Here is a 26296-nt window from a genome sequence, read left to right on the forward strand (position 1 = left end):
CGGACGTGCATGGCGGCCGCCGGCCGCGCATGTCGCGCTGGCCTGCAGCTCGTCCGGTGGGTCCTGTGGCGGTCAGTCCGCCGCGGGGATGCACGGGCGTGCGCCGCGCCGCTGGCTGCGGCGCACGGTGGCCCGTCGTTCGTTCAGCTCAGCGCGAACGGCGGCGCGCGCGGCTGGGCGCTGCGCCAGGCGTGCGCCGTGCTCGGCGCGTGCAGGAAGGCGGGGGGCAGGGTGGCGTCGCGGCCGGCGGGCGGCACGACGAGCCGGTCGGCCGGCGGCAGGCCCGGCGTGGGCGCGTGCAGCGAGCAGAAGGGACAGTGCTCCAGACCATGGGCCTGGGCGGGCAGCGAGTCGCTGTCCTCGGCGCCGGCGGCGACCCAGCGCGAGCCTTCGGCGGTGCAGACCTCCACCCAGCCCGCGCCGCGAGAAGACTGCAGCGCATGCGAGATCGACGGCGCCAGCGCTGCGAACAGCAGCACCAGGCACGACAGCCAGGCGGTGATGCGGCGGTTGACGCAGGTCCACGACATTGCAAACAAGTGTACGTGGGCCCCGCCCGCGCGAACGGTGTTTGCGCTGTCGCAACCGAGTGCGCCGCTGCGGCATGCAGCGCGCGGCGCGAATCGGTGTTAGCCGGGCACCGGGCCCGGCGCCGATCAGCCTTCCAGCCTGGACAGGTCGCGCACCGCGCCCTTGTCGGCCGAGGTGGCCAGCAGCGCGTAGGCCTTCAGCGCCGCCGAGACCTTGCGCGGGCGCGGCTGGGCCGGCTTCCAGCCGAGCACGTCCTGCTCGGCGCGGCGCGCGGCCAGCGTCGCCTCGTCGACGAGCACGTCGATGCGGCGGTTCGGGATGTCGATGCGGATGCGGTCGCCGGTCTTCACCAGGCCGATCGTGCCGCCGGCTGCCGCCTCGGGCGAGCAGTGGCCGATCGACAGCCCCGAGGTGCCGCCGGAGAAACGGCCGTCGGTCAGCAGCGCGCAGGCCTTGCCCAGGCCCTTGCTCTTGATGTAGCTCGTCGGGTAGAGCATCTCCTGCATGCCGGGGCCGCCCTTCGGGCCTTCGTAACGCACGACGACGACGTCGCCGGCCTTCACCTGGTCGCCCAGGATGTGCTCGACGGCCTCGTCCTGGCTCTCGACGACGTGCGCCGGGCCCTCGAAGACCAGCAGGCTGTCGTCGACGCCGGCGGTCTTCACGACGCTGCCGTCCACGGCGAGATTGCCGTACAGCACCGCCAGGCCGCCTTCGCGCGAGAACGCGTTCTCGATCGAGCGGATGCAGCCTTCGGCACGGTCCAGGTCCAGGCTGGGCCAGCGGCTGGCCTGGCTGAACGCGACCTGGCTGGGGATGCCGGCCGGGCCGGCGAGGTAGAAGGTCTTCACCGCGTCGCTGGGCGCGCGCGCGATGTCCCATTCGTCGAGCGCGTGCTTGAGCGTCGGCGCGTGCACCGTCGGCACGTCGGTGTGCAGCTTGCCGGCGCGGTCGAGCTCGCCGAGGATGGCCATGATGCCGCCGGCGCGGTGCACGTCCTCGATGTGGTACTTGTTCGTGTTCGGCGCCACCTTGCACAGCTGCGGCACCGAGCGCGACAGGCGGTCGATGTCGGCCATCGTGAACTCGATGCCGGCTTCCTGGGCGATGGCCAGCAGGTGCAGGATGGTGTTGGTCGAGCCGCCCATCGCGATGTCCAGCGTCATCGCGTTCTCGAAGGCCTTGAAGCCCACCGCGCGCGGCAGCACCGATTCGTCGCCGCCTTCGTAGTAGCGCCTGGCGAGTTCGACGACCAGGCGGCCGGCGCGCTTGAACAACTGCTCGCGGTCGGCGTGCGTGGCCACCACCGTGCCGTTGCCCGGCAGCGAGAGGCCCAGCGCCTCGGTCAGGCAGTTCATCGAGTTGGCGGTGAACATGCCCGAGCAAGAACCGCAGGTCGGGCAGGCCGAACGTTCGACCTCGGCGACGGTCTCGTCGGAGACCTTGGGGTCGGCGGCCATGATCATCGCGTCGATCAGGTCGAGCTTGCGGAACTCGACGGTCTGCGTCGCCGGGTTGGCGAGCCGCGTCTTGCCGGCTTCCATCGGGCCGCCGGAGACGAAGACCACCGGGATGTTCAGCCGCATCGCGGCCATCAGCATGCCCGGGGTGATCTTGTCGCAGTTGGAGATGCACACCAGCGCGTCGGCGCAGTGCGCGTTGACCATGTACTCGACCGAGTCGGCAATGATGTCGCGGCTGGGCAGCGAATACAGCATGCCGTCGTGGCCCATCGCGATGCCGTCGTCCACCGCAATGGTGTTGAACTCCTTGGCGACGCCGCCGGCGGCCTCGATCTCGCGGGCGACGAGCGGGCCCAGGTCCTTCAGGTGCACGTGGCCCGGCACGAACTGGGTGAAGCTGTTGGCGACGGCGATGATCGGCTTGTCGAAGTCGCCGTCCTTCATGCCGGTGGCGCGCCACAACGAACGCGCGCCCGCCATGTTGCGGCCGGCGGTGGAGGTCTTGGAACGGTAGGCGGGCATGGGCGGCACTCGTGGCTGGGGTTGTCCTGGCGGCGACGGCCCCGCGCCGCGGGGCGGGCCGACCCGGGATTCTCGCGCAGGCCCGGGCGACCGAAGAGGCCCCCCGGCCAGCGTTGACAACTCGTCAAGGCTGGGCGGACGGCGCCGGATGCGGCGCGAGCAGGCGCTCCAGCCGTTCCATGCGGTGCCGGTGCAGCGTCGTGATGGCGTAGAAGTTCTCCTGCAGCTGCGCCGAGCGGCCGACGGTCACCAGCACGCCGGCCTGCAGCTCGTCCTGCACCACGACCTCGGGCAGCACGGTGAGCCAGCCGCTGTCGCGCGCCACCAGGCGCAGCATCGCCATGTCGTCGACCTCGGCGCGCAGGCGCGGGGCGACGCCGGCGGCCACGCACAGCGCGTCGAACTGCCCGCGCAGCGCATGGCGCGGCCCCGGCACGGCCAGCTCCAGCCCGCCGAGGTCCTCGGGCATGCGCAGGCTGCGCCCCTGCCAGGCCGCCGCCGGGCCGACGAGCGAGATCGCCTGGCTGCCCAGGAAACGGCAGTGCAGCGGCCGGTCGGGGTCGGCCGGCACCGCCTCGTTGGCGAGCACCACGTCGAGCTGGTGCTGCAGCAGGCGGCGCAGCAGCTCGTCGAGCATGCCGGACTCCAGCGTCAGCGTCACCGCCGGGTCGGCGAGCAGCGGCCGGATCCAGTTCTCCTGGTAGTTGCGCGACAGCGTCGCGACGCTGCCCACGCGCAGCCGCACCGTGCCCTGGCCGCGGCCCTGCAGCCGGCCCAGCAGGTCCTGGCCCATGCCGAAGATGTTCTCGGCGTAGGACAGCACCAGCTGGCCGGTGTCGGTCAGCACGAGGCGGCGGCCGGTGCGCTCGAACAGCGGCTCGCCCAGACGCTCCTCGAGCTGGCGGATCTGGCTCGACAGCGCCGACTGCGACACGTGCAGCTCCTTCGCCACCTGCGTCAGGTGCCCCGCCTTGGCGACACGCCAGAAGTACAGGAGGTGGTGGAAGTTCAGCTGCTCGACGTACATCGTTCTTTATAAAAGATCAAAACGTTCGCATCAATGAATTTTACAGAACGTGAGGCGGCCGGCACCATCGCCTGGCCTGTCTGCTGGAGACCCGACGATGAAGCTCGTGAGCCTGCTGTGGCCGGCCTGCAGCCTGCTGCCGGCCGTGCTGATGCTCGCCGCCGTGCCGCTTCGGCGTGACGCCGACGTGGCGGCGGCCTGGGCGCGCTGGCGGGTGCTCGCGTTGGCCGGCGTCGCCGCCGCCGCCGCCGCGCTGGGCCTGCAGCTCGCCGCCGGGCCGGGCACGGCCGCGCTGCCGCTGCCGGGGCTGGCCGTCACGCTGGCCGGCGCCTGGATGGCGCTGCTGGTGCAGCTGCTGGGCACCGTCATCGGCGTGTTCTCGTCGCGCTATCTGCAGGGCGAGCCCGGCCAGCCGCGCTACGTGGCCGCGCTCGCCGGCGTGCTCGCCGCGGTGCAGGTGCTGCTGCTGGCCGACCACTGGCTGGTGCTGATTGCCGCCTGGGCCGGCGTCGGCGGGTGCCAGCAGCACCTGCTGTGCTTCTATCGCGACCGTCCGTTCGCGCTGCTGGCGGCGCACAAGAAGCGTGTCGCCGACCGTCTGGCCGACGTCCTGCTGGTCGCCGCCGCGGCGCTGGCCTGGACCGAGGTCGGCTCCGGCTCGCTGTCCGATCTGGGGCGCCACCTCGAGGCCGCGGCGCCGTCGGCGGCGCTGCAGGCCGGCGCCGTCTGCCTCGTCCTGGCGGTCGTGCTGCGCACCGCGCTGCTGCCGGTGCACGGCTGGCTGATCCAGGTGATGGAAGCGCCGACGCCGGTGTCGGCGCTGCTGCACGCGGGTGTCATCAACCTCGGCGGCTACGTGCTGATCCGCTTCGCGCCCTGGCTGGACGCGGTGCCGCTGGCGCGCTGGCTGCTGGTCGGCATCGGCCTGGCCACCGCGGTGCTCGCCGGCCTGGTGATGCTGACGCGCGCCAGCGTCAAGGTGCGGCTGGCCTGGTCGACGGTGGCCCAGATGGGCTTCATGGTCATGGAGTGCGGCCTGGGCCTGTACACGCTGGCGCTGCTGCACCTGCTCGGCCACTCGCTGTACAAGGCGCATGCCTTCCTCGCCGCCTCCTCGGCCGTCGACACGGCGCGGCTGCGCACGATGCACGGCGGCGCCGAGCCGACGCTGGCCAGCCTCGTCGTCGCGCCGCTCGCGTCGGCGGCGGTGATCGCCGGCCTGCTCGCGCTGCAGGCCTGGCTGGTGCCGGTGCCGGCCTGGCCGTGGTGGTGGAGCGGCGTGCTGGCGCTGGCCTGGGCGCCGCTGTTCTGGCAGCCGGCGAGCCGGCATCCCGACGCCCCCGGGGCGCTGCACGGCGCGCTCGCCGGTGCCGCCATGGTGGCCGCGCTGGCGGCGGCCACCGTCGCCGGCCACGCGCTGCCGCTGGGCCCGGTCGACACGCCCGACGGGCCGGCCGGCGTCGTGGCGCTGGCCGGCCTGGCGCTGCTCTACGCGAGCCTGGTGCTGTTGCACGCCCGCCCGGCGGCGCTGGCCTTCTGGCGCCGCTGGAGCTACGCCGGCTTCTACGTCGACGAGGTCGCGACACGCGCCGTGCTGCGCCTGTGGCCGACCCGCTGGACCGCCGCCACCGATGGACCCGAGACGAGGATTCCGTGATGCAGACCCTGCTGGCCCCCGGCACCGAACCGTCCGCCCACCGCGAGCCGCCGCGGCCGTCCGACGCCGACGTCGACCGGCGCATCGACGCCGCCTGCGCCCAGGCCTGCCGTGCCATCGCGCCGGCCTGGCCGCTGGACCGCGCCATCGCCGTCAACCCGCACTGGGAGCGCATCGGCAGCAGCGTGCGCCGCGTGGCCGCGCGGCTGGCGGTGCTGGGCGACATCCGCGTCTTCCCGCCGCGCGAGCGGCAGCGCGAGGCCTGGGCCTCGGGCCGCATCAGCGCCGCCGACCTCGACGCGGCGCTGGCCCGGCACCCCGACGCCCGCGCCGCCGGTCTCGACGCCGCCCAGGCCGTGGCGGCCCTCGACCGGGCGCCCGGGCTGCCCCGGCTGCCGCTGCTGATCGACGTGCTCGACGACGATCCGCAGGGCCGGCGCCGGCTGTCGTGGCGCCAGGCCGTCACCCACCAGGTGAGCCAGGTCTGCGCCGCCTACTTCGACCGCCACCAGGCCGACTGGCAGCCCGAGCGCCCGGGCGGGCTCTACGCCTTCTGGCGCGACACGCTGACCCACGACCACGGCATCGGCGCGCTGATGGGCCTGCCCGAGCTGGCGCGCGGCCTGGCCGCGCTGCCCGCCACGCGCGTGCAGGCCGAACGCTGGGTGCTGCGCCGGCTCGGCCTGGCCGAGCCGGCCTGGGCCGACTACCTCGAGGCGGTGCTGCTGACGGTCAACGGCTGGGCCTCGTGGTGCGCCTATCTCGCCTGGGAGGCGCGCCTGGCCGGCCGCGACGACGAGCACCTGCGCGACCTGCTCGCCATCCGCCTGGCCTGGGGCGCGATCCTGCTGGAATGCCGCGACGACCGCGCGGCGCAGCGGGCTTTCGTGGCGCTGCAGGTGGAGTGGGAAGGTGCGCCCGGGCGGCTGCAGCAGGCCGAGGACGCCTTGCGGGTCGACGAGGTCTGGCAGCTCGCGTACGAGGCGGGCTACCAGCGCGATCTGGCCCGCCGGCTTCGTGCCGTCGCGCCGGCGCCGGTCGAGCCGGCCACGCCAGCGGGCATCGAAGTCCAGGCGGCGTTCTGCATCGACGTTCGCAGCGAGCGGCTGCGGCGTGCCGTCGAGTCGGTCTGGCCGGCCGTGCAGACGATCGGCTTCGCCGGCTTCTTCGGTCTGCCGGTGGCCTACACGCCGCTGGCCACCGAGGCCCGGCGCCCGCAGCTGCCCGGGCTGCTGGCGCCGGCGCTGGACGTGAGCGAGCGTGTGGCCGCCACGGCGGCCGACTTCGGCCCGGCGGGTGACACGCTGCAGGCCCCGGCGCGCCGGGCGCGGCTCGGGCGCTTCGCGGCGGCCGGGCGCTGGGGCGCCGGCACCGTCTGGCCGAACGCGGCCTTCTCGTCGGTGGAGGCGGTCGGGCTCGGCTACCTGGGCCGGCTGGCGCAATGGCTGCGCCCGCCGGCGGCCGCGCGGCGCCCGCTCGACGGTGCCGGCCACGCGCCGCGCTACCGGCCGCTGTGCCGGCCGGTGCTGGCCGGCCTGGACCTCGGCGCGAAGGTCGAGCTCGGTGCACGCGTGCTGCACACGATGGGGCTGGACCGCGGCCTCGCGCCGCTGGTGCTGCTGGTCGGCCACGGCAGCCAGAGCGTGAACAACGCGCAGGCCGCGGCGCTGGACTGCGGCGCCTGCTGCGGCCAGACCGGCGAGGTCAACGCGCGCGTGCTGGCGCGGCTGCTCAACGAGCCGGCGGTGCGCGCGGGCCTGCGCGCCCGGGGCATCGCCATGCCGGCCGACATGGCCTTCGTCGCCGCGCTGCACAACACCACCACCGACGAGATCGAGGGGCTGGACCTGGACCTGCTGGACGCCGCCGCGCGGGCCCGCTGGGCGCGCCTGCAGGCGGTGTTCGTGCAGGCCGGCGACCAGGTGCGCCGCGAGCGTGCGGCGGCGCTGGGGCTCGATGCCCGGCTGCCGCACGCGGCCCTGCTCGAGCAGCTGCGCCGGCGCGCCAACGACGGCGCGCAGACCCGGCCCGAGTGGGGCCTGGCCGGCAACGCCGCCTTCCTGATCGCGCCGCGCTCGCGCAGCCGGGGCGCCGCGCTGGACGGCCGCGTCTTCCTGCACGACTACGACCCGGCCCACGACGCCGACGGCAGCGTGCTGGAGCTGCTGATGACCGCGCCGATGCTGGTCACGCACTGGATCAACTGGCAGTACCACGCGTCGACCTGCGACCCGCAGCGCCTGGGCAGCGGCAACAAGCTGCTGCACAACGTCGTCGGCGGCCGCATCGGCGTCTTCGAGGGCAACGGCGGCGACCTGCGCATCGGCCTGGCGCGGCAGTCGCTGCACGACGGCAGCCGCTGGCGGCACGAGCCGCTGCGGCTGACGGTGGTGATCGACGCGCCGGCCGCGGCCATCGAGCGTGTGATCGCCGGCCACGCCGCCGTGCACCGGCTGGTCCACCACGACTGGCTGCACCTCTGGCGCTTCGCCGACGACGGCGGTTTCGAGCGTTACGTGCGCGGCCGCTGGAGCATGGTCGCGGACTGAACGCGCCGCGTTCAGCGCTGCCGCCGGCGCCGCTTCCAGAGCACGTTGAGCCGCCAGACGGCCGAGACCACGAAGTAGGTCGTGATGCCGACGCCGGTGGCCATCAGCGCCAGCCCCAGCAGCAGCGGCTTGCCGACGCCGAGGATGCGCCCGACCGCCTGCTGCCACCAGCCGGTGTCGGCGTCGGGCTCGACCTCGGCCTCCACGGGCGCCGGCGGCGGCTCGGGCTCGCCGAGCACGGCGCTGCCCAGGCGCCAGGCGGCGTAGTACAGCGGGCCGAAGGTCAGCGGATTGGTCACCAGCGTGCTGGCCACCGCGGCCGGCACGTTGGCGCGCAATGCCACGGCGGCTGCCGCGCTCAGCGGGATCTGCGCCAGCGGCACCAGCAGGCCGAAGAAGAAGCCCAGCGCCATGCCGAGCGCCAGGCCGCGCCGGCTCAGGTGCCACAGCCGCGGGTGGTGCAGTGCTGGGCCCAGCCAGCGCAGCCAGCGGTTGGCGCGGATCGACTCGGCGTCGGGCAGCCAGCGTCGCAGCGGATTCACGCGCCGGCCTCCCCGGCACGGCGCGCCGCCGCGCGCGCGCCGCGCCCGCCCTGCAGCGTGTGGAACAGCTCGGCGCGTGCCGAGCGCGTGATCGCCAGCACGCAGGGGTGGGTGATGCGCCGCTCGACCGAGATCGCGTAGAAGTCCTCGCGCACCTCGTCGATCGTGCCGACGCAGCGCACCTGCAGCCGCGACTGGATCTCGTCGGCCAGCACCGCCGGCGCGAGCAGGTAGCCCACGCCCTGGCGGCCGAACTCCTGCGCCAGCGCGCTGTCGTCGAACTCGGCCACCACGCGCGGCCCCAGCCCCTGGCTCTCGAACCAGGCGCGCAGCCGCTGGCCCACCGCCGTGTCCTCGCCGGGCATCAGCAGCGGCGCGCCGTCCAGGCAGGCGGGGAAGGGCGGCTCGCCGCCGGCCAGCAGCGACGGCGCCGCGAAGACGCCGATCGCCGAGCCGCCCAGGTGGTGGCTGAAGGCCTTGACGCTGACCGAGTGGGGCACCGGCGCGTCGGCGATCACCAGGTCCAGCGTGTGCATCGCCAGCTCGGACAGCAGCCGGTCCAGGCGCCATTCGCGGCAGACGATGCGCACCGGCTGCGCCACCTTCAGCGCCGGCTCGACGAGGTGGTAGGCGATCGACTTGGGCACCGCGTCGGCCACGCCGACGCGGAACTCGAGCGTGCGGCCCTTCAGCGTGCGCTCGCGCACCGCGGCCTCGAGTTCGGCGCCCAGCGAGAAGATCTCGCGCGCGTAACCCAGCGCCAGGTGGCCGGTGTCGGTGAGTTCCAGCCGCCGGCCCACCTTCTCGAACAGCGGCCCGCCCAGCCGGTCGGCCAGCAGCTGGATCTGGCCGCTGATCGTCTGCGGCGTCAGGTGCAGCTGCCGGCTGGCCGCCGCCACGCTGCCGGTCTCGGCGACTTGCAGGAAGTAGTGCAGGTGCTTGTAGTTCACGGCGGGCGCGTTCTCCCCTGGGCCGGCCGGTGCTGCGGCGCGGGCGTCATCAGATTTGTGCGACGGTTCGGCCGCGACCCATCGAGTCTACGTTCGAGCGCGAGGCGCGCCGCGTGTTCCGTCCGGGCCGCTCGGCGGCGGCGTTTGCGGGCTCTTCAGCCCAGCAGCGCGCCGGCCGCCGCGCCCAGCGCGACGACGATCACCGGCGACACGTGGCCCCAGGCCAGCAGCCCGAAGGCCGCCAGCGCCAGGCCGAAGTCGGCGCGGCTGCCGATGGCGGTGGTCCAGACCGGGTCGTACAGCGCCGCCAGCAGGATGCCGACGACCGCGGCGTTGACGCCGGCCATCGCCGCGCGCACCGCGTCACGCCGGCGCAGCGTGTCCCAGAACGGCAGCGCGCCGACGACGAGCAGGAACGCCGGCACGAAGATCACGACCAGGAACACCAGCCCGCCGACCCAGCCCGCGAGCGGCCCCTGCGCGACCGCGCCGAGGTAGGCCGCGAACGTGAACAGCGGCCCCGGCACCGCCTGCGCCGCGCCGTAGCCGGCGAGGAAGGCGGCGTCGTCGACCGCGCCGGACGGCACGACGCTCGCCTGCAGCAGCGGCAGCACGACGTGGCCGCCGCCGAAGACCAGCGCACCGGCGCGGTAGACGCCGTCGACCAGCGCCCAGGCCGGCGAGCCGGTGGCCGCGGCGAGCAGCGGCAGCCCGAGCAGCAGCGCCGCGAACAGCGCCAGCGCCGCGACGCCGGCCGCGCGCGGCACGCGCCAGACCGCCTGCGGCCCCGGCGGCGCTGGCGGCAGCTTCAGCAGCCGCCAGCCGACGAGGCCCGCGGCGACGATCACCGCCACCTGGCCCGGCGCCGACGGCAGCGCCAGCGTCGCCAGCGCGGCCAGGAGGGCCAGCGCCGCGCGTGGCCGGTCGGGGCACAGCGTGCGCGCCATCGTCCACACCGCCTGCGCGACGACGGCCACGGCCACCACCTTCAGCCCGTGCACCGCGCCCGACGCGGCGAGGCCGGGGTGGCCGGCGATGCCGTAGGCGAATGCGATCAGCGCCAGCGCCGACGGCAGCGTGAAGCCCAGCCAGGCCATCGCCGCGCCGGCCCAGCCGGCGCGCAGCAGCCCGAGCGCCATGCCGACCTGGCTGCTGGCCGGGCCCGGCAGGAACTGGCACAGCGCGACGAGCTCGGCGTAGCTGCGTTCGTCCAGCCAGCGGCGGCGGCCGACGAACTCGGCGTGGAAGTAGCCCAGGTGCGCGACGGGGCCGCCGAACGAGGTCAGGCCGAGCTTCAGGAAGGCCAGCAGCACCTCGACGGCGCTGCCGTGCCCGGCCCGAGTCGGCGACGGCATCACGGCGCTGGTGCGTGCCGCGCGCCGTGCCGGCCGCTCAGTGCGTGCGGCCGGTGCGTCCGGCCAGATCCGTCCCGCTGATGCCGGCGAACAGCTGCGCGGCCTTGACCTTGATCTCCAGCAGCTCGTCGGCGCTGACCGAGTACTGCCCGGAGGTGCGGTTGACGGTGACGCCGAACTCGACGTCCTTGCCGGCGTTGGACAGCGTGCCGCTGGTGAACTCGTAGTCGTCGCGCTCCCAGGGGTGGCCCTGGGTGGCGACGTCCCAGTCGTGGTACTCGATGCGCCCGATCTCGCCACTGGCGAGGTTCAGGCGAGCGCTGGCGGTGACGACGTCGTCGGCGAGTTCGTCGGTGAGGGTGATCGGCACATGCTGGTCCATGGGGGGATTGTCCGCTGAATCGGGTGCAGGGCGGCGAAGGGGATGGCGGGGCCGTGAAGGGAGGCCGGCCGTACCGCTCGCGCTGTGACCGCGGAGCCGGGGAGCAAACCTGATCGCCGATCGCCCCCGCCTGCTCGTCCTCCGCAGGCCACTGGGCGACGCAAGATGGACGGCGCAGCGGGGTTTGCAAGCGATGCGCGCGTCGTGTACCTCAGGAGGCGCGGCCCGCGGCCCGGGCCCGGGAGACCATCGACTTCACCTCTGGCGTCATGTTGGTCGGGACCAGAGTGGTCTGCGGGTGCGCTCGCTGGAACACCCGGAACACTTCGTCGGCGAACGCCTGGCCGATCTCGGCGACGCCAGCAAAGTCCAGGATCACCGTCTGAAAGCGATCGAACCGCATCGTCAGGCGCTTGGCCTGAGACCGGGAGACCAGCTTCTCGCCTTCGTGCTGAGCCAAGCGAACCGGCACGATCGTCTTGGCGAAGGTGTATTCGTCGGGCACGGCGAACTTGTCGAACACCTCTCGCGTGGTGCGCGTGCTGTCGTTGGCCAGTTTCATGAGCACCGTGGTCCCCGGTGCATCCCCATTCGATTCGAGCAGAACATCGGCCTCGTCCGAGTCGTGCGCGAAGTGCAGTCGCCCGGACCGGATGTAGAAGCAGTCGAACACCTTCGACGAGAAGAAGATGCCTTCGCCCGAGTGGTTGTCGGGATCGGTCGTGAACTTCCCCTTGGCCAGCTCGAGGATCGCCTCTCGCTGGTCGAACAGCCCAAGCGCCCTCTGGATGCGCAGGAAGATCCCTTCGCCATCGTCCACGACCCAGGCCTGCGTGAACAACCCGTTTCGTCGCATGCGGATGTGCACCTGCGGCGATCCGGAGTGATCGACGGCGTTGTTGATCATCTCCGTCATGCCGTAGCGCCAGACATCGCGCACGTTCTCCGCGAGATCGGCCACCAAAGGGTGCAGGTGCTGTTGCCACACCCTGTCTTCCGATAACCCGACACGGTCAAAACTCTGCCGAACCTCCTTCAAGGTTTGCAGCTCGTAGCGAACGCCGGCCCCGTGCCCCTCTCGTCCCAGCAGCCCAGCCTTCATGGCCTTCTGGAGTCGCGCGCTGGCCGCTTGACGCGAGATGTTCAGGGCACTCGCCAGCCTCCCCGCAACATTGCGCGGGTCCTCGTCGACGAGCCGAAGCATGAGGGTCGTGTCTGGGCTGTTCATGCGCGAATGGTAAAGCGGCGACGGAATAATTGGAAAGTTCTTGGCTAGAAAAGGTAAAGTACGCGTCGCCGGTTCAGGGCGTGCGCGTGCGCAGCACCTCGCTGCGCCCACGGAGGCAACGTTGCATCAGGGATGGTGGAGCGTTCGCCGACGCAGCGGCCGTCCCGAGAGCGAGGATCTCGGTCGGACGCACTTGAATCGTCGGTCTGCGCGAACGGGCCGCCGACGCGCAGCCAGAGATGATCGGACGGGACTCGTCCGCTGCCGCTGAACTGTCTGCCAGGGCTGGCCGTATGGCAGGCGAGGCCTCGAGGGCGTCCCGAGTGCCTGTTGCCATTGGATGTCTGGCGGAAGCGGTGAGATTCGAACTCACGGACGGTTGCCCGTCGCCGGTTTTCAAGACCGGTGCAATCGACCACTCTGCCACGCTTCCAGGGTCGTCCGGCCTTGCGCCGGAGCCCTCGATTCTAGGTCGGCGCGCGGCCCTTCGGCGCTGGTTCAGGCGCCCGGCCGCTGCGCCTGGCTGCAGCCGACCTGCACCAGTTCCTGCCGGCCGCCGTCGACGCGCACCGCGCTGAGGCGGCCGCCCCAGACGCAGCCGGTGTCCAGCGCCATCAGATCAGGCTCGACCACCAGGCCCAACGTGCTCCAGTGGCCGAAGGCGATCGGCTCGCCGGTGGTCTTGCGGCCGGGCACCTCGAACCACGGCATCAGCCCCGGCGGCGCCTCGGCGGCGCCGTCCTTGGTCTTGAAGTCCAGCGTGCCGTCGGCGCGGCAGAAGCGGATGCGCGTCAGCGTGTTGACGACGAACCGCAGCCGGTCGGCGCCTTGCAGGCCGTCGTCCCAGCGCGCCGGCTCGTTGCCGTACATGCGCTGCAGAAAGGCCGGCAGGGCCGGGCCGCGCAGGCAGGCCTGCACCTCGGCGGCCAGCGCCAGCGTCCTGGCCGTGTCCCACTGCGGCACGACGCCGGCGTGCACGCACAACCAGCCGGCCTCGACGTGCGCCAGCGGGCGCTGGCGCAGCCAGTCGACCCAGGCGTCGGCGTCGGGCGCGGCCAGGATCTCGCCCAGCGTGTCGTTGCGGTGCAGCGGCCGCACGCCGTGCGCCACGGCCAGCGTGTGCAGGTCGTGGTTGCCCAGCAGGCAGACCGCGGCGTCGCCGAGGTCGCGCAGCCGGCGCAGCACGGCCAGGTTCTGCGGGCCGCGGTTGACCAGGTCGCCCAGCACCACCAGGCGGTCGCGCGAGGGGGAGAAGCCGATCTCGGCGAGCAGGCGTTCCAATGCGTCCGCACAACCCTGCACGTCGCCAGCGAAGAAGATCATGGCGCGGATTCTGCTACGCTCGCGCGCCTCCCCACAGCCCGTCGCCGCCGTGTCGCGGCGGCTCTAATGGACGTTTCGCTTCTCGTCTTCCTCATCCTGCTCAACGGCGTTTTCGCCATGTCGGAGATGGCGCTCACCGCGTCACGCAAGATCCGGCTCCAGGTGATGGTGGAAGACGGCGCCCCCGGCGCCCGGGCCGCGATGGCCCTTCACGACGACCCCACGCGTTTCCTGTCGGTGGTGCAGATCGGCATCACCTCCATCGGCATCCTCAACGGCATCGTCGGCGAAGCCGCGTTCTCGGCGCCGCTGGGCGACTGGCTGATCACGCTCGGCGTGCACGAGCACAGCGCACGCATCGGCGCCACGGCGATCGTCGTCGTGCTGATCACGATCGTCACGATCATCTTCGGCGAACTGGTGCCCAAGCGCCTGGGCCAGCTCTACCCGGAGACGGTGGCGCGCCTGGTGGCGCGGCCGATGACCTGGATCTCGCTGGCCGCGCGGCCGCTGGTGCTGCTGCTGTCGGCCTCGACGCAGGCGGTGCTGCGCCTGCTGGGCATCCGCGAGGACACGCAGCGTGCCGTCACCGAGGAGGAGATCGCGGCCAGCCTGGAGGAAGGCCTGGACGCCGGTGTCATCGAGGCCCAGGAGCACCAGATGGTGCGCAACGTCTTCCGCCTGGACGACCGCCAGATCGGCTCGATGATGATCCCGCGTGCCGAGATCGTCTGGCTCGAGGCCGACGCCCCGATCGACGAGGTGCTGGCGCAGATCGCCGAGCACGGCCACTCGCGCTACCCGGTGTGCCGCGGCAGCCTGGACGACGTCATCGGCGTGCTCGGCGCGCACGTGCTGCTGCAGCCGCTGTCGCGCGGCGAGACGCCGCAGTTGCAGACGCTGCTGACGCCGCCGGTCTTCGTGCCCGAGACGCTGTCGGGCATGGAGCTGCTGGAGCACTTCCGCCAGTCGCGGGCCGACCTGGTGTTCGTCGTCGACGAGTACGGCGCCGTGCAGGGCGTGATCTCCGAGCGCGACCTGCTCGAGGCGATCACCGGCGAGTTCGGCAACCAGACCGACGAGGACGCCTGGGCCGTGCGCCGCGAGGACGGCAGCTGGCTGATGGACGGGCTGATCCCGGTGCCCGAGTTCAAGGACCGGCTCGAGCTGAAGGACCTGCCCGACGAGGAGCGCGGCCGCTACAACACGCTGGCCGGCATGGTGATGCTGCTGCTGGGCCGGCTGCCGAAGACGGCCGACGCCGTCAGCTGGCAGGGCTGGCGCTTCGAGGTCGTCGACCTCGACGGCAAACGTGTCGACAAGGTGCTCGTCTCGCGCACCGACAACACAGGAGAGAACGAATGATCATCCCGCTGCTGCACCGCAAGCCGGTGCCGGTGGACCTCAAGGAGCACCGCGCGCTGAAGCTGGCGCTGCCGGTGACCGACTGGAGCGTCGCCGCCGACCTCAACTCGTGCTTCATCGCCGCGATCGAGTTCGTCGACGCCGCGCGCGACTACCCGATCTTCTTCGTGCGCACCGGCAACGACGACGACGGCAAGGCGGCCATCGCGCCGATCGCCGTCTTCGGCCTGCAGCCCAAGCAGAACCTGTTCCTCGAGCAGGGCCGCTGGCGCGCCGACTACATGCCGGCGTCGTTGCGCGGCTACCCGATGTGCCTGGGCCGGATGGACGCCGAGAACTTCGCGGTCTGCTTCGACTCGGCCTGGAGCGGCGTCGGCACCGACGACGGCGTGCCGATGTTCGACGCCGACGGCAAGCCCGGCGAGGTGCTGCAGAACGCGCGCGCCCAGCTCGAGGCGCTGGAAGGCGAGACGCAGCGCACGCGCGTGCTCTGCCGCCGCCTGCGCGACCTGGACCTGCTGCGCCCGATGCGTTTCGACGCCACGCTGCCCGACGGCAACAAGCTCAGCGTCGACGGCTTCCTGACGGTGGACAACGAGAAGGTGCAGGCGCTGGACGCGGCCACCACGCACGAGCTGCTCAAGAGCGGCCTGCTCGGGCTGATCTACGCCCACTTCGTGTCGCTGGGCCACATGCGCAAGCTGCTCGACTGGCACCTGCAGCGCCAGCCCGCCGCCGCGCCGGCGGACGCCCCGGCCGCTCCCGCGGCCTGAGCCTTCAGGCGGGCGCGCCGGCGGCGGCCGGCGCCGCCTCGCCGAACATCAGCGCCTCGACGCGGCGCGCATCGTTGCTCTCGCGGATGCGTGCGAAGGCTTCGCCGGCCTCCGGAAAGCGCCGCCGCATCAGCCCCAGCCACTGCTTGAGCCGCCCCGCGCGGTGGCGCGGCTCGACACGCGCGCTGACGCTCGCCCAGAAGCGTCGCAGCTCCGGCTGCAGCGCCGCCCAGCCGGGCACCGGCTCGCCGCGGATCGCCCGCGCCAACCCCGGGTCGGCGACCATGCCGCGGCCCAGCATCAGCGCGTCGCAGCCGCTCTCGGCCAGGCAGCGGCGCGCGTCGTCCACCGTCCAGACCTCGCCGTTGGCGACCACCGGCAGCGCCACCGCCTCGCGGATCTCGGCGATGCGGTGCCAGTGCGCCGGCGGCCGGTAACCCTCGGCCTTGGTGCGTGCGTGCACCACCAGCTCGGCGGCGCCGCCGTCGGCGATCGCGTGCGCGCAGTCCAGCATGCGCGACGTGTCCAGGTGGCCCAGGCGCATCTTGGCCGTCACCGGCACGGCGGCCGGCACCGCGCGCCGCACCGCGGCGACGATGGCGTGCACCAGCTCCGGCTCGTCGAGCAGCACCGCGCCGCCGCGATGGCGGTTGACCACCGGCGCCGGGCAGCCGAAGTTCAGGTCGATGCCGGCCGGCGAGAGTTCGGCCAGGCGCGCGGCGTTCTCGGCCAGGCAGACCGGGTCGCCGCCGAGCAGCTGCGCGCGCACCGGCGTGCCGGCGGCGGTGCGCCCGCCGGCCAGCAGCTCGGGGGCGATGCGCGTGAACACGCGCGCCGGCAGCAGCTGGTCGGTGACGCGGATGAACTCCGAGACGCAGAGCTCGACGCCGCCGACACGCGTCAGCACGTCGCGCAGGCTGCAGTCGAGCAGGCCCTCCATCGGGGCGAGCAACAGCCGCGGGGCGGCGGCGGGCGGGGCAGGGCGGGGGCTCATCGGGGCGCGGATGATGCCGCAAGCGCCGCCCCCGTGCCCGCGTCCGGTGGCCGGCACCGATCACAATCGCCGCTTTCGTCCTGCCGCCGCGTGCGGCCTGCCGCCGATGTCCGTCCAGCTGAAAAAACCTGCCGCCTCCGCCATCCCCGTGCGTGTCGTCGACCGCGCCGGCCTGGCCGCCCGCCTCGACGCCGCGCCCGCGGCCACGCGCCGCTGGCTCGAGGCCACCGGCTTCAGCGCCGCGCCCGACAGCCACGTGCTGGTGCCGGCGGCCGACGGCGCCATCGCCGAGGTCTGGGCCGGCGTGCGCGCGGCCGACCACCCGTGGGCGCTGGCGGCACTGCCGCGGGCGCTGCCCGAAGGCCGCTATCGCCTGTCGCCCGACGGGCTGGAACTGCCGGCCGAGGTGGCGGCGATGTCCTGGGAGCTGGGCGCCTACCGCTTCGACCTGTACAAGCCGGCCGCGCGTGCGCCGGCGACGCTGCAGCTGCCCAAGAGCGCGGCCGCCCAGCGCGGCCTGCTGCTGGCCGCGGCCATCGCCTCGGTGCGTGACCTGGTCAACACGCCGGCCGAGCACATGGGCCCGGCCGAGCTGGCCGAAGCCGTGAAGCTGGTCGCCGAGCAGCACGGCGCCGAGTTCCGCCAGACCGTCGGCGAAGCGCTGCTGAAGGCCGGCTTCCCGGCGATCCACGCCGTCGGCCGCGCCGCCACGCGTGCGCCGCGGCTGATCGAGCTGCACTGGGGCGACCCCAAGCACCCGCAGCTGACCCTGGTCGGCAAGGGCGTGTGCTTCGACACCGGCGGGCTGGACATCAAGTCGCCCGACGGCATGCGCCAGATGAAGAAGGACATGGGCGGCGCGGCCAACGCGCTGGGCCTGGCGCAGCTGGTGATGGCGCTGGGCCTGCCGGTGCGGCTGACGCTGCTGATCCCGGCGGTCGAGAACGCCATCGCCGGCAACGCCTACCGCCCCGGCGACGTGATCCGCACGCGCAGCGGCCTGCACGTCGAGATCGGCAACACCGACGCCGAAGGCCGCGTGATCCTCTGCGACGCGCTGGCCTGCGCCGCCGAAGCCCAGCCCGATCTGCTGATCGACCTGGCGACGCTGACCGGCGCTGCGCGCGTGGCGCTCGGCGCGCAGCTGCCGGCGCTGTTCTGCCGCGACACGGCCACCGCGCGCGAGCTCGTCGACCTCGGCCTCGCGCTGCACGACCCGCTGTGGCACATGCCGCTGTGGCGCGACTATCACGGCGGCATCGAGAGCGAGATCGCCGACATCGTCAACACCGGCCGCGGCCCGCAGGCCGGCGCGATCAACGCCGCGCTGTTCCTCGAGGACTTCGTGCCGCCGGCGCTGCCGTGGCTGCACGTCGATCTCTACGCCTGGAACGACACCGCACGCCCCGGCCGCCCGGCCGGCGGCGAGGCGCAGACGCTGCGCACGCTGCTCGCCTGGCTGGAGCGGCGCTACCGCTGACGCTGCGGCGCCGCCTCAGGCGCGCGCCGCGCCCCCGCCGGCCGCGCGCCGCGGCGCGGCCACCACCCGCAGCGCACGCGCCGGCGCCATGGCCACACGCGGCAGCACCGGGCGCACGGCGCCGTCGGCCGGCGATGCCGGCGCGGCGCTGCGAGCCGCGGCGGCCGGCGCCTGCAAGGCCCGCCCGAGCAGCGTGTGCACCCCCGCCTCGCCCAGCGCGTGGGCGAAGGCCTGCCAGCGCTGGTTGACGCGCCGGTCGGCCCAGGCGTCTTCCAGCGCGCGGCGCACCGCCAGCGGCTCGGTGCCGGCACGCGCCTCCAGCAGGCGGGCGGCCAGCGCGCCGGCCAGCAGCTGCAGGTCGTGGCGCAGCGCGTCGCCGCCGGCGGCCGGCAGCAGCGCGGCCAGGCGGCGGATGCGCTCGCTCCAGCCGGCCGACACGAACTGCAGCGTCACCAGCGCCTGCAGCTGCTGCACGGGGTTGACGACCTCGGCGCCCGGCGGCGGCAGCACGCGCAGCGGCACACGCACCGCCTCGGTGAAGGGCATCGTGGTCGCGAAGCTGGCCAGCACCGCCAGGCGCCAGCCCTGCGCCGGCGTCAGGCCGCCGGGGGCGTCGGCCAGCCCGGCGTCGGCCTGCACCGCGCGGCGCAGCAGCGCGCCGGCGTCCAGGCCCTCGAGCGCGGCGGCGGCCTGGGTGCACAGCATCGCCAGCCGGCCGGGCGTGTAGCCAGCCGCGGCGTTGAGCCGGGCCACCACCGGCGCATCGTCGCCGCCGGCGGCGCCGCCCAGCGCCCGCCGCGTCACCGCGCAGTGCGCCGTCTCCAGGGCCGCCAGGTGGCGCAGCGTGAGCCGCGCCGGGTCCAGCGCCTCGCCCTGGCGCCAGGCCGTGGTGCGCAGCGCCAGCCAGCGCCGCACCAGGCGCGTGGCGGTCAGCGTGCGCCGGCCGAAGACGGCCTTGCCGGCGCGCCAGCCCTGGCCGATCGGCGTGCCGTCGAGCAGCAGGCCCGGCGGCGGCACGAGGCCGTGGCGCGCGTGGTCCCACCCCAGCTCGAAGCCGGCACGGTCGCTGGCCTGGGCCTGCAGGTCGAAGTCGAGGATCGCCTGGTTCATCACGGTCTCCCGGTGCGCGCCGGGCCCGATGCCCGACGTTGGAGACAGTGTGCGGCGTCAGTGGCTCATGGGCCGAGCCACCACTGTAAAAACATTCAGTTGCCGGCCCGGCGACGCCACCACCCGGCCAGGGCCAGCACCAGCGTGACACCGGCGAGGTCGGCCAGCACGTCGGCGGGCTCGGCGCTGCGGCCCGGCACGACGGCCTGCACCAGCTCGATCAGCACGCCGTAGCTGGCGAGCGCCGCGGCCAGCGTGGCGGCACGCGCCGCCGGCCAGCCCAGCCGCGCGGCCAGCGCCATCACGGCGAAGGCCAGCGCGTGGTTGGCCTTGTCCCAGCCGGTGTCGGCCTGCGGTGGCGGGTGCGGCGTGAACGCCAGCCAGGCGACGCCGCACACCGACAGCAGCAGCGCCAGGCGCCAGGCCAGGCGGGAGGGCGGGGCGGAGTCCAGTCAGCGGTCCTTGCGCAAGACCCCGGTCGGCGCGGCGTTGCCGCCGAGGAGGAAGACAGTGTAGACGCCGTAGGACTGCAGGCTGGCCTCGGTCAGCGTGTACAGGTAGTCGCCGCCGGTGGAGCTGGTGACGTCCACGCGGGCGTCGCTGTTCGTCGTCGCGGTGACGAAGCTCGAGGCCTGGCCCGGCGAGACGTCGTTGACGAGCGCGGCGTAGTCCACCGACAGCGTCGTGGCGCCGCTCGTCGCCGCGGCGTTGACCAGCCGGATGCGGTAGCGCGACGAGGCGGTCGGCAGCCGGTTGTCGTCGCTGACCAGACGGTAGGCGGCGTCGCTGCCGGCGCTGCCGTAGGCCAGCAGCGTGTAGTCGGCGCCGGGCTTGAAGGTCTGCGTCGTGGTGCCGACCACGCTGCCGGCCACCCGCACCGTCAGCTCGGCGCTGCCGGCGGCGATGCGCTGGTAGCTGCCGACCGACGGCGAGACCAGCGTGGCCAGCGTGCCGCCGTCCAGCGACGCGCTCACCGTGCCGCGCGCCTCGGCGCCGGCGATGACGCGGATGCGCGCCTGGGTGTTGCGCGCCTGCGCCAGGCCGCCCTGCTGCACCAGCACGGCGCCGTTGACGAGCACGCCGCCGCTGCCGGCGGTGATGACCAGCGTCGCGTACTCGGCTTCGTTGATCGTGATGCCGGAGACGTCCAGGCGCACGTCGTCGGGGTCGCCCGCCGTCGTCACGCGCAGGCGGTAGGTGCCGGCGCCGACGTCCTTGTAGCTGCCCAGCGTGGCGGCCGAGACGCTGCTGGCCAGCGCGCTGGCGTCGGCGAGGTCGGCGTCCTGCTGCGTCAGGTAGACGTCCAGCGAGCCGGCGTCGGTGGTCGCGTTGTAGACGCGCAGCTGGCCGTAGCCGTCGTCGATGTCGTCGGTGTCCTCGTCCTCGGGCAGCGTGATGAACTTCAGCGCGCCGCTGCGGCCCCAGACGATGCCGGTGTAGTGCTTCTTCTTGGCCAGCGTGTAGCTGCCGGTGACCAGCGCCGCGCTGCTGCCGGTGGCACGCACCTTGATCGTGTAGCTGTCGGCGTCGAACGAGCCGTAGTCGGTGATCGTGTCGGCGGCCACGGCCGAGAACTCGGTCGTGCCGTCGAGGTCGACGTCGATCGAGTCGACGTCGGTGCTGGCGTTGAACACACGCAGCTGGGCGGGCCCGCCGCTGCTGCCGCCGCCGCCGCAGGCGGACAGCAGCAGGGCGGAGGCCGCGAACAGCAGGGCCAGGCCGCGCCGCGTGATCGGGGAAAGCGTCATCGTCGTTCCTTCGAGGGTCCGGCGCCCGGCATGGCGCCGCGGGGCGATTGCAGCGCCCGCGCGCGACGCGAACATTGCCTGCGTGTTGCCGGCGGCGACGCACGATGACGCCGCGTGTCGGCCTGCCTCGGGGCCGCGAAACGGAGCGTCAACGCTGCGCTACATGCAGCAACACGGCGCCGCTAGGCTGCCGCCGATGGACACCACCCCGCACCACCTCTTCGTCGTCGAGGACGACCCCGCGATGCGCGACATGCTGTCGGCCTACCTGGAGCGCCAGGGGCTGTCGGTGACGGCGATGGCCAGCGCCGAGGAGATGATGCGGCGCATCCACCGCCGCCGGCCCGACCTGATCGTGCTCGACGTGATGCTGCCCGGCGAGTCGGGCATCGACGCCTGCCGCCGCCTGCGCGCCGAGGGCGACCGCGTGCCGATCATCCTGCTGACGGCGCGCACCGAGGAGGTCGACCGCGTGCTCGGGCTGGAGATGGGCGCCGACGACTACCTCGGCAAGCCGTTCTCGGCGCGCGAGCTGCTGGCGCGCATCCGCGCCGTGCTGCGCCGCAGCGGCACGCTGCCGGGCGTGCCGCTGGCCGGCGAGCGCGAGGTGCGCATCGGCGCGCACACCTTCGTGCCGGCGACACGCAGCCTGCACGCCGTCGACGGCGAGCTGCGCGTGCTGTCCACCGTCGAGTACTCGATCCTCGCCGAGCTGGTGGCCAACCCGCAGGTGCCGATCTCGCGCGAGCGCCTGCTGTCGGTGTCGCACACGCGCGGCGAGGAGCTGCTGGCGCGCACCGCCGACGTCGCCGTGATGCGGCTGCGCAAGATCGTCGAGCCCGACCCGGCGATGCCGCGCTACATCCAGACCGTGCGCGGCCACGGCTACATGTTCGTGCCGCACCTGCAGCGCCTGGCCGCGGCCTGAGGTGGGCGCCGCCACCCCCGGCACGCTGGTCGGCCGGCTGACGGCCGGCGTCGCGCTGGTCGGCGCGCTGGCCTTCCTGACGCAGGCGCTGGTGCTGCACCTGTGGCTGCAGCCGGTGCTCGACGAACTCGGCCACGAGACCGCGGCCCACGTGGCGACGATCGCCACCGCGCTGGCCGCCGCAGCGGCGCCCGACCGTCCGGCGCTGGCGCGGCGGCTGTCCGGCGATCGGGTCCAGGTCGGTGTCACGCCGCCCTGGGCGCCGGGCGGCGACGAACCCGGGCGCGACGGCCCGGCCGACGCCGGCGCGCCGCGGCCGGCGGTGCCGGCGCTCGTCGAGCCCGGCGGCAACGCCGCGCTCGACGGCATCCGGCGAGAGCTGCAGCGCCGCCTCGGGCCCGACGCGCAGGTCCACCGCGGCCCCGGGCCGGCGGGCGCGCGCACGCTGCTGGTGGGCATGACGGTGGACGGCCAGCGCTGGTGGCTGGAGTTCCACGACCGGCTGCCGCGGCCGGTGCTGTTCGAGACCCTGCTGGCCTGGCTGGCGGTGCTGTCGGCGCTGGTGTTCGGCGCGCTGCTGCTGTCCGCGCGTTATGTCGCGCGGCCGATCCGGCGCCTGGCCGACGAGATCGCGTGCCAGCGCGCGCCGCTGGCGCCGATCGCCGAGCACGGCCGCGGCAGCGAGGAGCTGCGTTCGCTGGCGGCTTCGTTCAACTCGCTGGTGCGGGTCGCCGAGGCCGGGCGGCAGACGCGCCAGAACCTGCTGGCCGGCCTGTCGCACGACCTGCGCACACCGCTGGCGCGGCTGCGCCTGCGCGCCGAGACCCAGTGCGAGCCGGCGGTGGCCGACGCGCTGGTCGCCGACCTGGGCTCGCTGGAGCGCATCGTCGACCAGTTCCTGGCCTACGTGCAGCTCGAACGTGCCGAGGCCGTGGGCCGCGCCGCGCCGCTGGCGCGCAGCGTCGAGGAGGTGGTGCGCCGCCATGTCGAGCACGGCGACCCGGTGGAGGCCCGGATCGCGCCGATCGACTGGCCGGTGGCCGACCTGGCGGTGCAGCGGCTGGTCGGCAACCTGATCGACAACGCGCTCGCCTACGGGCGCGCGCCGGTGCGCGTGGAGCTCGTAGAGCACGAGGGCGGGGCGCTGCTGCGTGTGCTCGACCACGGCCACGGCATGAGCGCCGCCGAGTTCGAGCTGGCGCGCCAGCCCTTCGTGCGCCTGTCGCCGGCGCGCAGCGGCCAGGGCCATTGCGGGCTGGGGCTGGCGATCGCCGCCGAGATCGTGCGCCAGTGGGGCGGCGAGCTGCGCCTGGCGCCGGCCGGCGCGACGACCGGCATCGAGGCGACGATCCCGCGGCGCTGACGGCGCCACCGCGCAACACGGCGTCATCGACGGCCCGATTCGGCACGCTGTTCGGCGCATCACGCCGGCCCGGTGCGGCCGACGATGCGCAGCGTGGCGGGCCGATGCCGCCGCCCAAGGAAACCCATGACCCGAACCATCCCCCCGGCCGTCCCGTCGGACGAGCCTGCCCCGTCAGCCCCGGCCGCGGCCGCCGACGACGAGGCGGCGCTGGCCGCGCTGCTCGACGCCTTCCGCAACGGCCGCAGCCCGGCCGCGCGCATCGCCGGCCGTCTGCGCCGCGTGCTGGCCGAGGGCGGCGACACGCCATCGCCCCCGCCGCGCCCCGGCGGCACGCGTCCGTCCTAGACTTGCGGCCCCCGGCCCACGAGGCCGGCATGGAGCCGCGATGGGTGCACCCGAATCCCTTGAATCCCCCGATCTCGACCCGCAGGAAACGCGGGAATGGCTGGAAGCGCTGCAGGCGGTCGTCGCCGACGCCGGGCCGGAACGGGGGCTGTACCTGCTCGAGCAGCTCGAGCGCCAGGCCCAGCAGCTGGGCGTCGTGCCGCACGTGCCGCCGTATTCGGCCTACCGCAACACGATCCCGCTGGAGCGCCAGGGCGCCTATCCGGGCGATCTGCGGCTGGAGGAGCGGCTGCTCGCCGTGCTGCGCTGGAACGCGCTGGCGATGGTCGTGCGCGCCAACGAGGCCTACGGCGAGCTCGGCGGTCACATCGCCAGTTATGCCTCGGCCGCCGAGATCTTCGAGGCCGGCTTCAACCACTTCTTCCGCGGAAGCGCCGACGGCCAGTCGGGCGACCTCGTCTTCTTCCAGCCGCACTCGGCGCCGGGCATCTACGCCCGCGCCTTCCTCGAAGGGCGCTTGAGCGAGCAGCAGCTCGCCAACTACCGCCAGGAGATCGCCGGCCCGGGCCTGTGCTCGTACCCGCACCCCTGGCTGATGCCCGAGTTCTGGCAGTTCCCCACCGGCTCGATGGGCCTGGGGCCGCTGAACGCCGTCTGGCAGGCGCGTTTCATGCGCTACCTGCAGGCGCGCGGGCTGCTGCAGACCGAGGGCCGGCGCGTCTGGGGCGTGTTCGGCGACGGCGAGATGGACGAGCCCGAGTCGATCGCCGGCCTGACGCTGGCCGCGCGCGAGCAGCTCGACAACCTGTGTTTCGTCGTCAACTGCAACCTGCAGCGCCTGGACGGCCCGGTGCGCGGCAACGGCCAGATCATCCAGGAGCTGGAGTCGCTGTTCAAAGGCGCCGGCTGGAACGTCGTCAAGGTGCTGTGGGGCAGCGACTGGGACGCGCTGTTCGCGCGCGACACGCAGCACGTGCTGCTGAAGGCGCTGGCCGGCACAGTCGACGGCCAGTACCAGACGCTGGGTGCCAACGACGGCGCCTACAACATCGAGCACTTCTTCCGCGTGAACCCCGAGGTGCAGCGGCTGGTGGCGCACATGAGCCCGGCCGAGATCGACGCCTTGAAACGCGGCGGCCACGACCTGCGCAAGCTGCACGCCGCCTTCGCCGCCGCCCGGGCACACCGCGGCCGGCCGACCGTCATCCTGGCCAAGACCAAGAAGGGCTACGGCATGGGCGGCGCCGGCGAGAGCCGCATGACGGCGCACCAGGCCAAGAAGCTCGACGTCGAGGCGCTGAAGGCCTTCCGCGACCGCTTCGCGCTGCCGCTGGACGACGCCGACGTCGCGGCGCTGAAGTTCTACAAGCCGGCCGACGACAGCCCCGAGATGCGCTACCTGCGCGAGCGCCGCGCCGCGCTCGGCGGGCCGCTGCCGCGGCGCAACCCGGCCGCGCCGGTGCTGCCGGTGCCGCCGCTGGCGGCCTGGGGCAGCTTCGCGCTCGACGCCGACGGCAAGGAGATGAGCACGACGATGGCCGCCGTGCGCCTGCTCGGCGGCCTGCTGAAGGACCCGGTGCTGGGCCCGCGTGTCGTGCCCATCGTCGCCGACGAGGCGCGCACCTTCGGCATGGCCAGCCTGTTCCGCCAGATCGGCATCTACGCGCCCGGCGGCCAGCGCTACGAGCCCGAGGACGCGGCCTCGATGCTGTACTACCGCGAGTCGGCCGACGGCCAGCTGCTGGAGGAAGGCATCAACGAAGCCGGCGCGATGAGCTCGTGGATCGCCGCGGCGACGAGCTACGCGGTGCACGGGCTGCCGATGCTGCCGGTCTACATCTACTACTCGATGTTCGGCTTCCAGCGTGTCGGCGACCTGATCTGGGCCGCCGCCGACCAGCGTGCGCGCGGTTTCCTGTTCGGCGCCACCGCCGGGCGCACGACGCTGGGCGGCGAAGGCCTGCAGCACCAGGACGGCTCCAGCCTCGTGGTCGCCGCCACCGTGCCGACCTGCCGCGCCTGGGACCCGGCGCATGCCGGCGAGCTGGCAGTGATCCTGGAGCACGGCCTGCAGCGCATGCTGGTCGAGCAGCACGACGAGTTCCACTACGTCACGCTGACCAACGAGAACGTCGCGATGCCCAGCCTGCCCGAAGGCGTGCGCGACGACCTGCTGCGCGGGCTGTACCGGCTGGAGACGCATGGCGACGGCCCGGCGCGGGTGCGGCTCGTGGGCTCGGGCGCGATCCTGCGCGAGGTGCAGGCGGCGGCGCGAACCCTGGCCGCCGAGCACGGCATCGCCTGCGAGGTGTTCAGCGCCACCAGCTTCGCCGAGCTGGCGCGCGAGGCCGCCGAATGCCGGCGGCTGGACCGCATCGAGCCGCTCGCCGAGCCGCGTGTGTCGCACGTCGAGCGCCTGCTGGCCGGCGACGCGCCGGTGGTCGCCGCCACCGACTACGTGCGCGCCTGGCCGCAGCTGATCGCCGAGTACGTCGACGCGCGCTACCTCACGCTGGGCACCGACGGCTTCGGCCGCAGCGACACGCGGCGGCGGCTGCGCGAGTTCTTCGAGGTCGACGCCGCGAGCATCGTGCAGGCGGCGCTGCAGGCGCTGAGGACGCCGCGGCGGCGCTGAAAACGACGACGCCCGGGTCGCGG

Annotated in this window: 22 protein-coding genes and 1 tRNA gene; 9 read left to right on the forward strand and 14 right to left on the reverse strand. The window is 73.8% G+C overall.

Annotated elements, in window-relative coordinates; all coding sequences use genetic code 11:
- Positions 1 to 143: 143 nt before the first annotated feature.
- The 3 genes from LOC65_RS09525 to LOC65_RS09535 form a co-directional block, all read right to left on the reverse strand.
- The gene (locus LOC65_RS09525) at positions 144 to 530 is read right to left on the reverse strand and encodes a DUF2946 domain-containing protein (protein ID WP_164963571.1); all 387 of its coding nucleotides are present in this window, start codon (positions 528 to 530) and stop codon (positions 144 to 146) included.
- A 126-nt stretch (positions 531 to 656) separates the two neighbouring features.
- Complete coding sequence (gene ilvD / locus LOC65_RS09530) at positions 657 to 2516, reverse strand: dihydroxy-acid dehydratase (protein WP_230247327.1); 1860 nt, start codon at positions 2514 to 2516, stop codon at positions 657 to 659.
- A gap of 124 nt (positions 2517 to 2640) precedes the next feature.
- Positions 2641 to 3543 (reverse strand): LysR family transcriptional regulator, encoded by a 903-nt coding sequence (locus LOC65_RS09535; protein ID WP_164963740.1) that lies wholly within the window; start codon positions 3541 to 3543, stop codon positions 2641 to 2643.
- A 97-nt stretch (positions 3544 to 3640) separates the two neighbouring features.
- Between LOC65_RS09535 and LOC65_RS09540 the strand changes: the two genes are divergently transcribed.
- Both LOC65_RS09540 and LOC65_RS09545 read left to right on the forward strand, forming a co-directional pair.
- Positions 3641 to 5200: an NADH-quinone oxidoreductase subunit L gene (locus tag LOC65_RS09540; protein WP_230247328.1), complete on the forward strand. Its 1560-nt coding sequence runs from the start codon at positions 3641 to 3643 to the stop codon at positions 5198 to 5200.
- On the forward strand, positions 5200 to 7749 hold the full coding sequence (locus LOC65_RS09545) for a YbcC family protein (RefSeq protein WP_230247329.1): 2550 nt from the start codon (positions 5200 to 5202) through the stop codon (positions 7747 to 7749). Before LOC65_RS09540 ends, LOC65_RS09545 begins: the two co-directional genes overlap by 1 nt.
- Positions 7750 to 7760: 11 nt before the next feature.
- Here the strand turns inward: LOC65_RS09545 and LOC65_RS09550 are convergent, their stop codons facing one another.
- The 7 genes from LOC65_RS09550 to LOC65_RS09580 all read right to left on the reverse strand — a co-directional run bounded on the left by LOC65_RS09550 (position 7761) and on the right by LOC65_RS09580 (position 13529).
- Positions 7761 to 8291 (reverse strand): DUF2062 domain-containing protein, encoded by a 531-nt coding sequence (locus LOC65_RS09550; protein WP_230247330.1) that lies wholly within the window; start codon positions 8289 to 8291, stop codon positions 7761 to 7763.
- The gene (gene nhaR, locus LOC65_RS09555) at positions 8288 to 9241 is read right to left on the reverse strand and encodes a transcriptional activator NhaR (protein WP_164963576.1); all 954 of its coding nucleotides are present in this window, start codon (positions 9239 to 9241) and stop codon (positions 8288 to 8290) included. Before nhaR ends, LOC65_RS09550 begins: the two co-directional genes overlap by 4 nt.
- 155 nt (positions 9242 to 9396) lie before the next feature.
- Positions 9397 to 10596, reverse strand: a complete 1200-nt coding sequence (gene chrA / locus LOC65_RS09560; protein ID WP_230247331.1) for a chromate efflux transporter — start codon at positions 10594 to 10596, stop codon at positions 9397 to 9399.
- Between the two features lie 37 nt (positions 10597 to 10633).
- Positions 10634 to 10978 carry a hypothetical protein gene (locus tag LOC65_RS09565; protein WP_230247332.1) on the reverse strand — a complete coding sequence of 115 codons (345 nt, stop codon included), beginning with the start codon at positions 10976 to 10978 and terminating at the stop codon, positions 10634 to 10636.
- 211 nt (positions 10979 to 11189) lie between these two features.
- On the reverse strand, positions 11190 to 12206 hold the full coding sequence (locus tag LOC65_RS09570; protein ID WP_230247333.1) for an STAS-like domain-containing protein: 1017 nt from the start codon (positions 12204 to 12206) through the stop codon (positions 11190 to 11192).
- 345 nt (positions 12207 to 12551) lie between these two features.
- Positions 12552 to 12639, reverse strand: a tRNA-Ser gene (locus LOC65_RS09575).
- A 65-nt stretch (positions 12640 to 12704) separates the two neighbouring features.
- On the reverse strand, positions 12705 to 13529 hold the full coding sequence (locus LOC65_RS09580; RefSeq protein WP_164963579.1) for a symmetrical bis(5'-nucleosyl)-tetraphosphatase: 825 nt from the start codon (positions 13527 to 13529) through the stop codon (positions 12705 to 12707).
- A gap of 66 nt (positions 13530 to 13595) precedes the next feature.
- On the opposite strand from LOC65_RS09580, the gene LOC65_RS09585 reads away from it, so the two are divergent.
- Complete coding sequence (locus LOC65_RS09585) at positions 13596 to 14894, forward strand: hemolysin family protein (RefSeq protein WP_009857977.1); 1299 nt, start codon at positions 13596 to 13598, stop codon at positions 14892 to 14894.
- Positions 14891 to 15667, forward strand: coding sequence for a SapC family protein (locus LOC65_RS09590; protein WP_230247334.1), 777 nt, complete (start codon positions 14891 to 14893; stop codon positions 15665 to 15667). The genes LOC65_RS09585 and LOC65_RS09590 overlap by 4 nt, the downstream gene beginning before the upstream one ends.
- Positions 15668 to 15671: 4 nt before the next feature.
- Here the strand turns inward: LOC65_RS09590 and LOC65_RS09595 are convergent, their stop codons facing one another.
- Positions 15672 to 16661: a tRNA-dihydrouridine synthase gene (locus LOC65_RS09595; protein ID WP_164963580.1), complete on the reverse strand. Its 990-nt coding sequence runs from the start codon at positions 16659 to 16661 to the stop codon at positions 15672 to 15674.
- Positions 16662 to 16767: 106 nt separating this feature from the next.
- Here LOC65_RS09595 and LOC65_RS09600 point away from each other — a divergent pair, with 106 nt between their 5' ends.
- Complete coding sequence (locus LOC65_RS09600) at positions 16768 to 18141, forward strand: M17 family metallopeptidase (protein WP_230247335.1); 1374 nt, start codon at positions 16768 to 16770, stop codon at positions 18139 to 18141.
- Between the two features lie 15 nt (positions 18142 to 18156).
- Here LOC65_RS09600 and LOC65_RS09605 read toward each other — a convergent pair whose 3' ends face one another.
- From LOC65_RS09605 to LOC65_RS09615, 3 genes are all read right to left on the reverse strand, one after another.
- The gene (locus LOC65_RS09605) at positions 18157 to 19251 is read right to left on the reverse strand and encodes a hypothetical protein (RefSeq protein WP_230247336.1); all 1095 of its coding nucleotides are present in this window, start codon (positions 19249 to 19251) and stop codon (positions 18157 to 18159) included.
- Between the two features lie 95 nt (positions 19252 to 19346).
- Positions 19347 to 19649, reverse strand: coding sequence for a VanZ family protein (locus LOC65_RS09610; protein WP_230247337.1), 303 nt, complete (start codon positions 19647 to 19649; stop codon positions 19347 to 19349).
- Between the two features lie 54 nt (positions 19650 to 19703).
- On the reverse strand, positions 19704 to 20999 hold the full coding sequence (locus LOC65_RS09615; protein ID WP_009856094.1) for a DUF4397 domain-containing protein: 1296 nt from the start codon (positions 20997 to 20999) through the stop codon (positions 19704 to 19706).
- Positions 21000 to 21195: 196 nt separating this feature from the next.
- On the opposite strand from LOC65_RS09615, the gene LOC65_RS09620 reads away from it, so the two are divergent.
- The 4 genes from LOC65_RS09620 to mdeB all read left to right on the forward strand — a co-directional run bounded on the left by LOC65_RS09620 (position 21196) and on the right by mdeB (position 26273).
- On the forward strand, positions 21196 to 21927 hold the full coding sequence (locus LOC65_RS09620; RefSeq protein WP_009856093.1) for a response regulator: 732 nt from the start codon (positions 21196 to 21198) through the stop codon (positions 21925 to 21927).
- Between the two features lies 1 nt (position 21928).
- Positions 21929 to 23290 (forward strand): HAMP domain-containing sensor histidine kinase, encoded by a 1362-nt coding sequence (locus LOC65_RS09625; protein WP_230247338.1) that lies wholly within the window; start codon positions 21929 to 21931, stop codon positions 23288 to 23290.
- Positions 23291 to 23416: 126 nt separating this feature from the next.
- Complete coding sequence (locus LOC65_RS09630; protein ID WP_009857460.1) at positions 23417 to 23638, forward strand: hypothetical protein; 222 nt, start codon at positions 23417 to 23419, stop codon at positions 23636 to 23638.
- A gap of 40 nt (positions 23639 to 23678) precedes the next feature.
- Positions 23679 to 26273 carry an alpha-ketoglutarate dehydrogenase gene (gene mdeB / locus LOC65_RS09635; protein ID WP_230247339.1) on the forward strand — a complete coding sequence of 865 codons (2595 nt, stop codon included), beginning with the start codon at positions 23679 to 23681 and terminating at the stop codon, positions 26271 to 26273.
- The last annotated feature ends 23 nt before the right edge of the window (positions 26274 to 26296 follow it).

This window comes from Rubrivivax sp. JA1055, from assembly GCF_020966565.1.
In the GTDB taxonomy this organism is placed as follows: Bacteria; Pseudomonadota; Gammaproteobacteria; order Burkholderiales; family Burkholderiaceae_C; genus Rubrivivax; species Rubrivivax benzoatilyticus.

What these genes read in the sequence shown, in the direction of transcription:
- LOC65_RS09580 (WP_164963579.1), bottom strand. Translation starts at nt 13,529, where the DNA reads ATGATCTTCTTCGCTGGCGACGTGCAGGGTTGTGCGGACGCATTGGAA.
- LOC65_RS09535 (WP_164963740.1), bottom strand. Translation starts at nt 3,543, where the DNA reads ATGTACGTCGAGCAGCTGAACTTCCACCACCTCCTGTACTTCTGGCGT.
- LOC65_RS09525 (WP_164963571.1), bottom strand. Translation starts at nt 530, where the DNA reads ATGTCGTGGACCTGCGTCAACCGCCGCATCACCGCCTGGCTGTCGTGC.
- LOC65_RS09600 (WP_230247335.1), top strand. Translation starts at nt 16,768, where the DNA reads ATGTCCGTCCAGCTGAAAAAACCTGCCGCCTCCGCCATCCCCGTGCGT.
- ilvD (WP_230247327.1), bottom strand. Translation starts at nt 2,516, where the DNA reads ATGCCCGCCTACCGTTCCAAGACCTCCACCGCCGGCCGCAACATGGCG.
- chrA (WP_230247331.1), bottom strand. Translation starts at nt 10,596, where the DNA reads ATGCCGTCGCCGACTCGGGCCGGGCACGGCAGCGCCGTCGAGGTGCTG.
- mdeB (WP_230247339.1), top strand. Translation starts at nt 23,679, where the DNA reads ATGGGTGCACCCGAATCCCTTGAATCCCCCGATCTCGACCCGCAGGAA.
- LOC65_RS09545 (WP_230247329.1), top strand. Translation starts at nt 5,200, where the DNA reads ATGCAGACCCTGCTGGCCCCCGGCACCGAACCGTCCGCCCACCGCGAG.
- LOC65_RS09585 (WP_009857977.1), top strand. Translation starts at nt 13,596, where the DNA reads ATGGACGTTTCGCTTCTCGTCTTCCTCATCCTGCTCAACGGCGTTTTC.
- LOC65_RS09620 (WP_009856093.1), top strand. Translation starts at nt 21,196, where the DNA reads ATGGACACCACCCCGCACCACCTCTTCGTCGTCGAGGACGACCCCGCG.
- LOC65_RS09630 (WP_009857460.1), top strand. Translation starts at nt 23,417, where the DNA reads ATGACCCGAACCATCCCCCCGGCCGTCCCGTCGGACGAGCCTGCCCCG.
- LOC65_RS09590 (WP_230247334.1), top strand. Translation starts at nt 14,891, where the DNA reads ATGATCATCCCGCTGCTGCACCGCAAGCCGGTGCCGGTGGACCTCAAG.
- LOC65_RS09605 (WP_230247336.1), bottom strand. Translation starts at nt 19,251, where the DNA reads ATGAACCAGGCGATCCTCGACTTCGACCTGCAGGCCCAGGCCAGCGAC.
- LOC65_RS09565 (WP_230247332.1), bottom strand. Translation starts at nt 10,978, where the DNA reads ATGGACCAGCATGTGCCGATCACCCTCACCGACGAACTCGCCGACGAC.
- LOC65_RS09595 (WP_164963580.1), bottom strand. Translation starts at nt 16,661, where the DNA reads ATGAGCCCCCGCCCTGCCCCGCCCGCCGCCGCCCCGCGGCTGTTGCTC.
- LOC65_RS09570 (WP_230247333.1), bottom strand. Translation starts at nt 12,206, where the DNA reads ATGAACAGCCCAGACACGACCCTCATGCTTCGGCTCGTCGACGAGGAC.
- LOC65_RS09615 (WP_009856094.1), bottom strand. Translation starts at nt 20,999, where the DNA reads ATGACGCTTTCCCCGATCACGCGGCGCGGCCTGGCCCTGCTGTTCGCG.
- LOC65_RS09540 (WP_230247328.1), top strand. Translation starts at nt 3,641, where the DNA reads ATGAAGCTCGTGAGCCTGCTGTGGCCGGCCTGCAGCCTGCTGCCGGCC.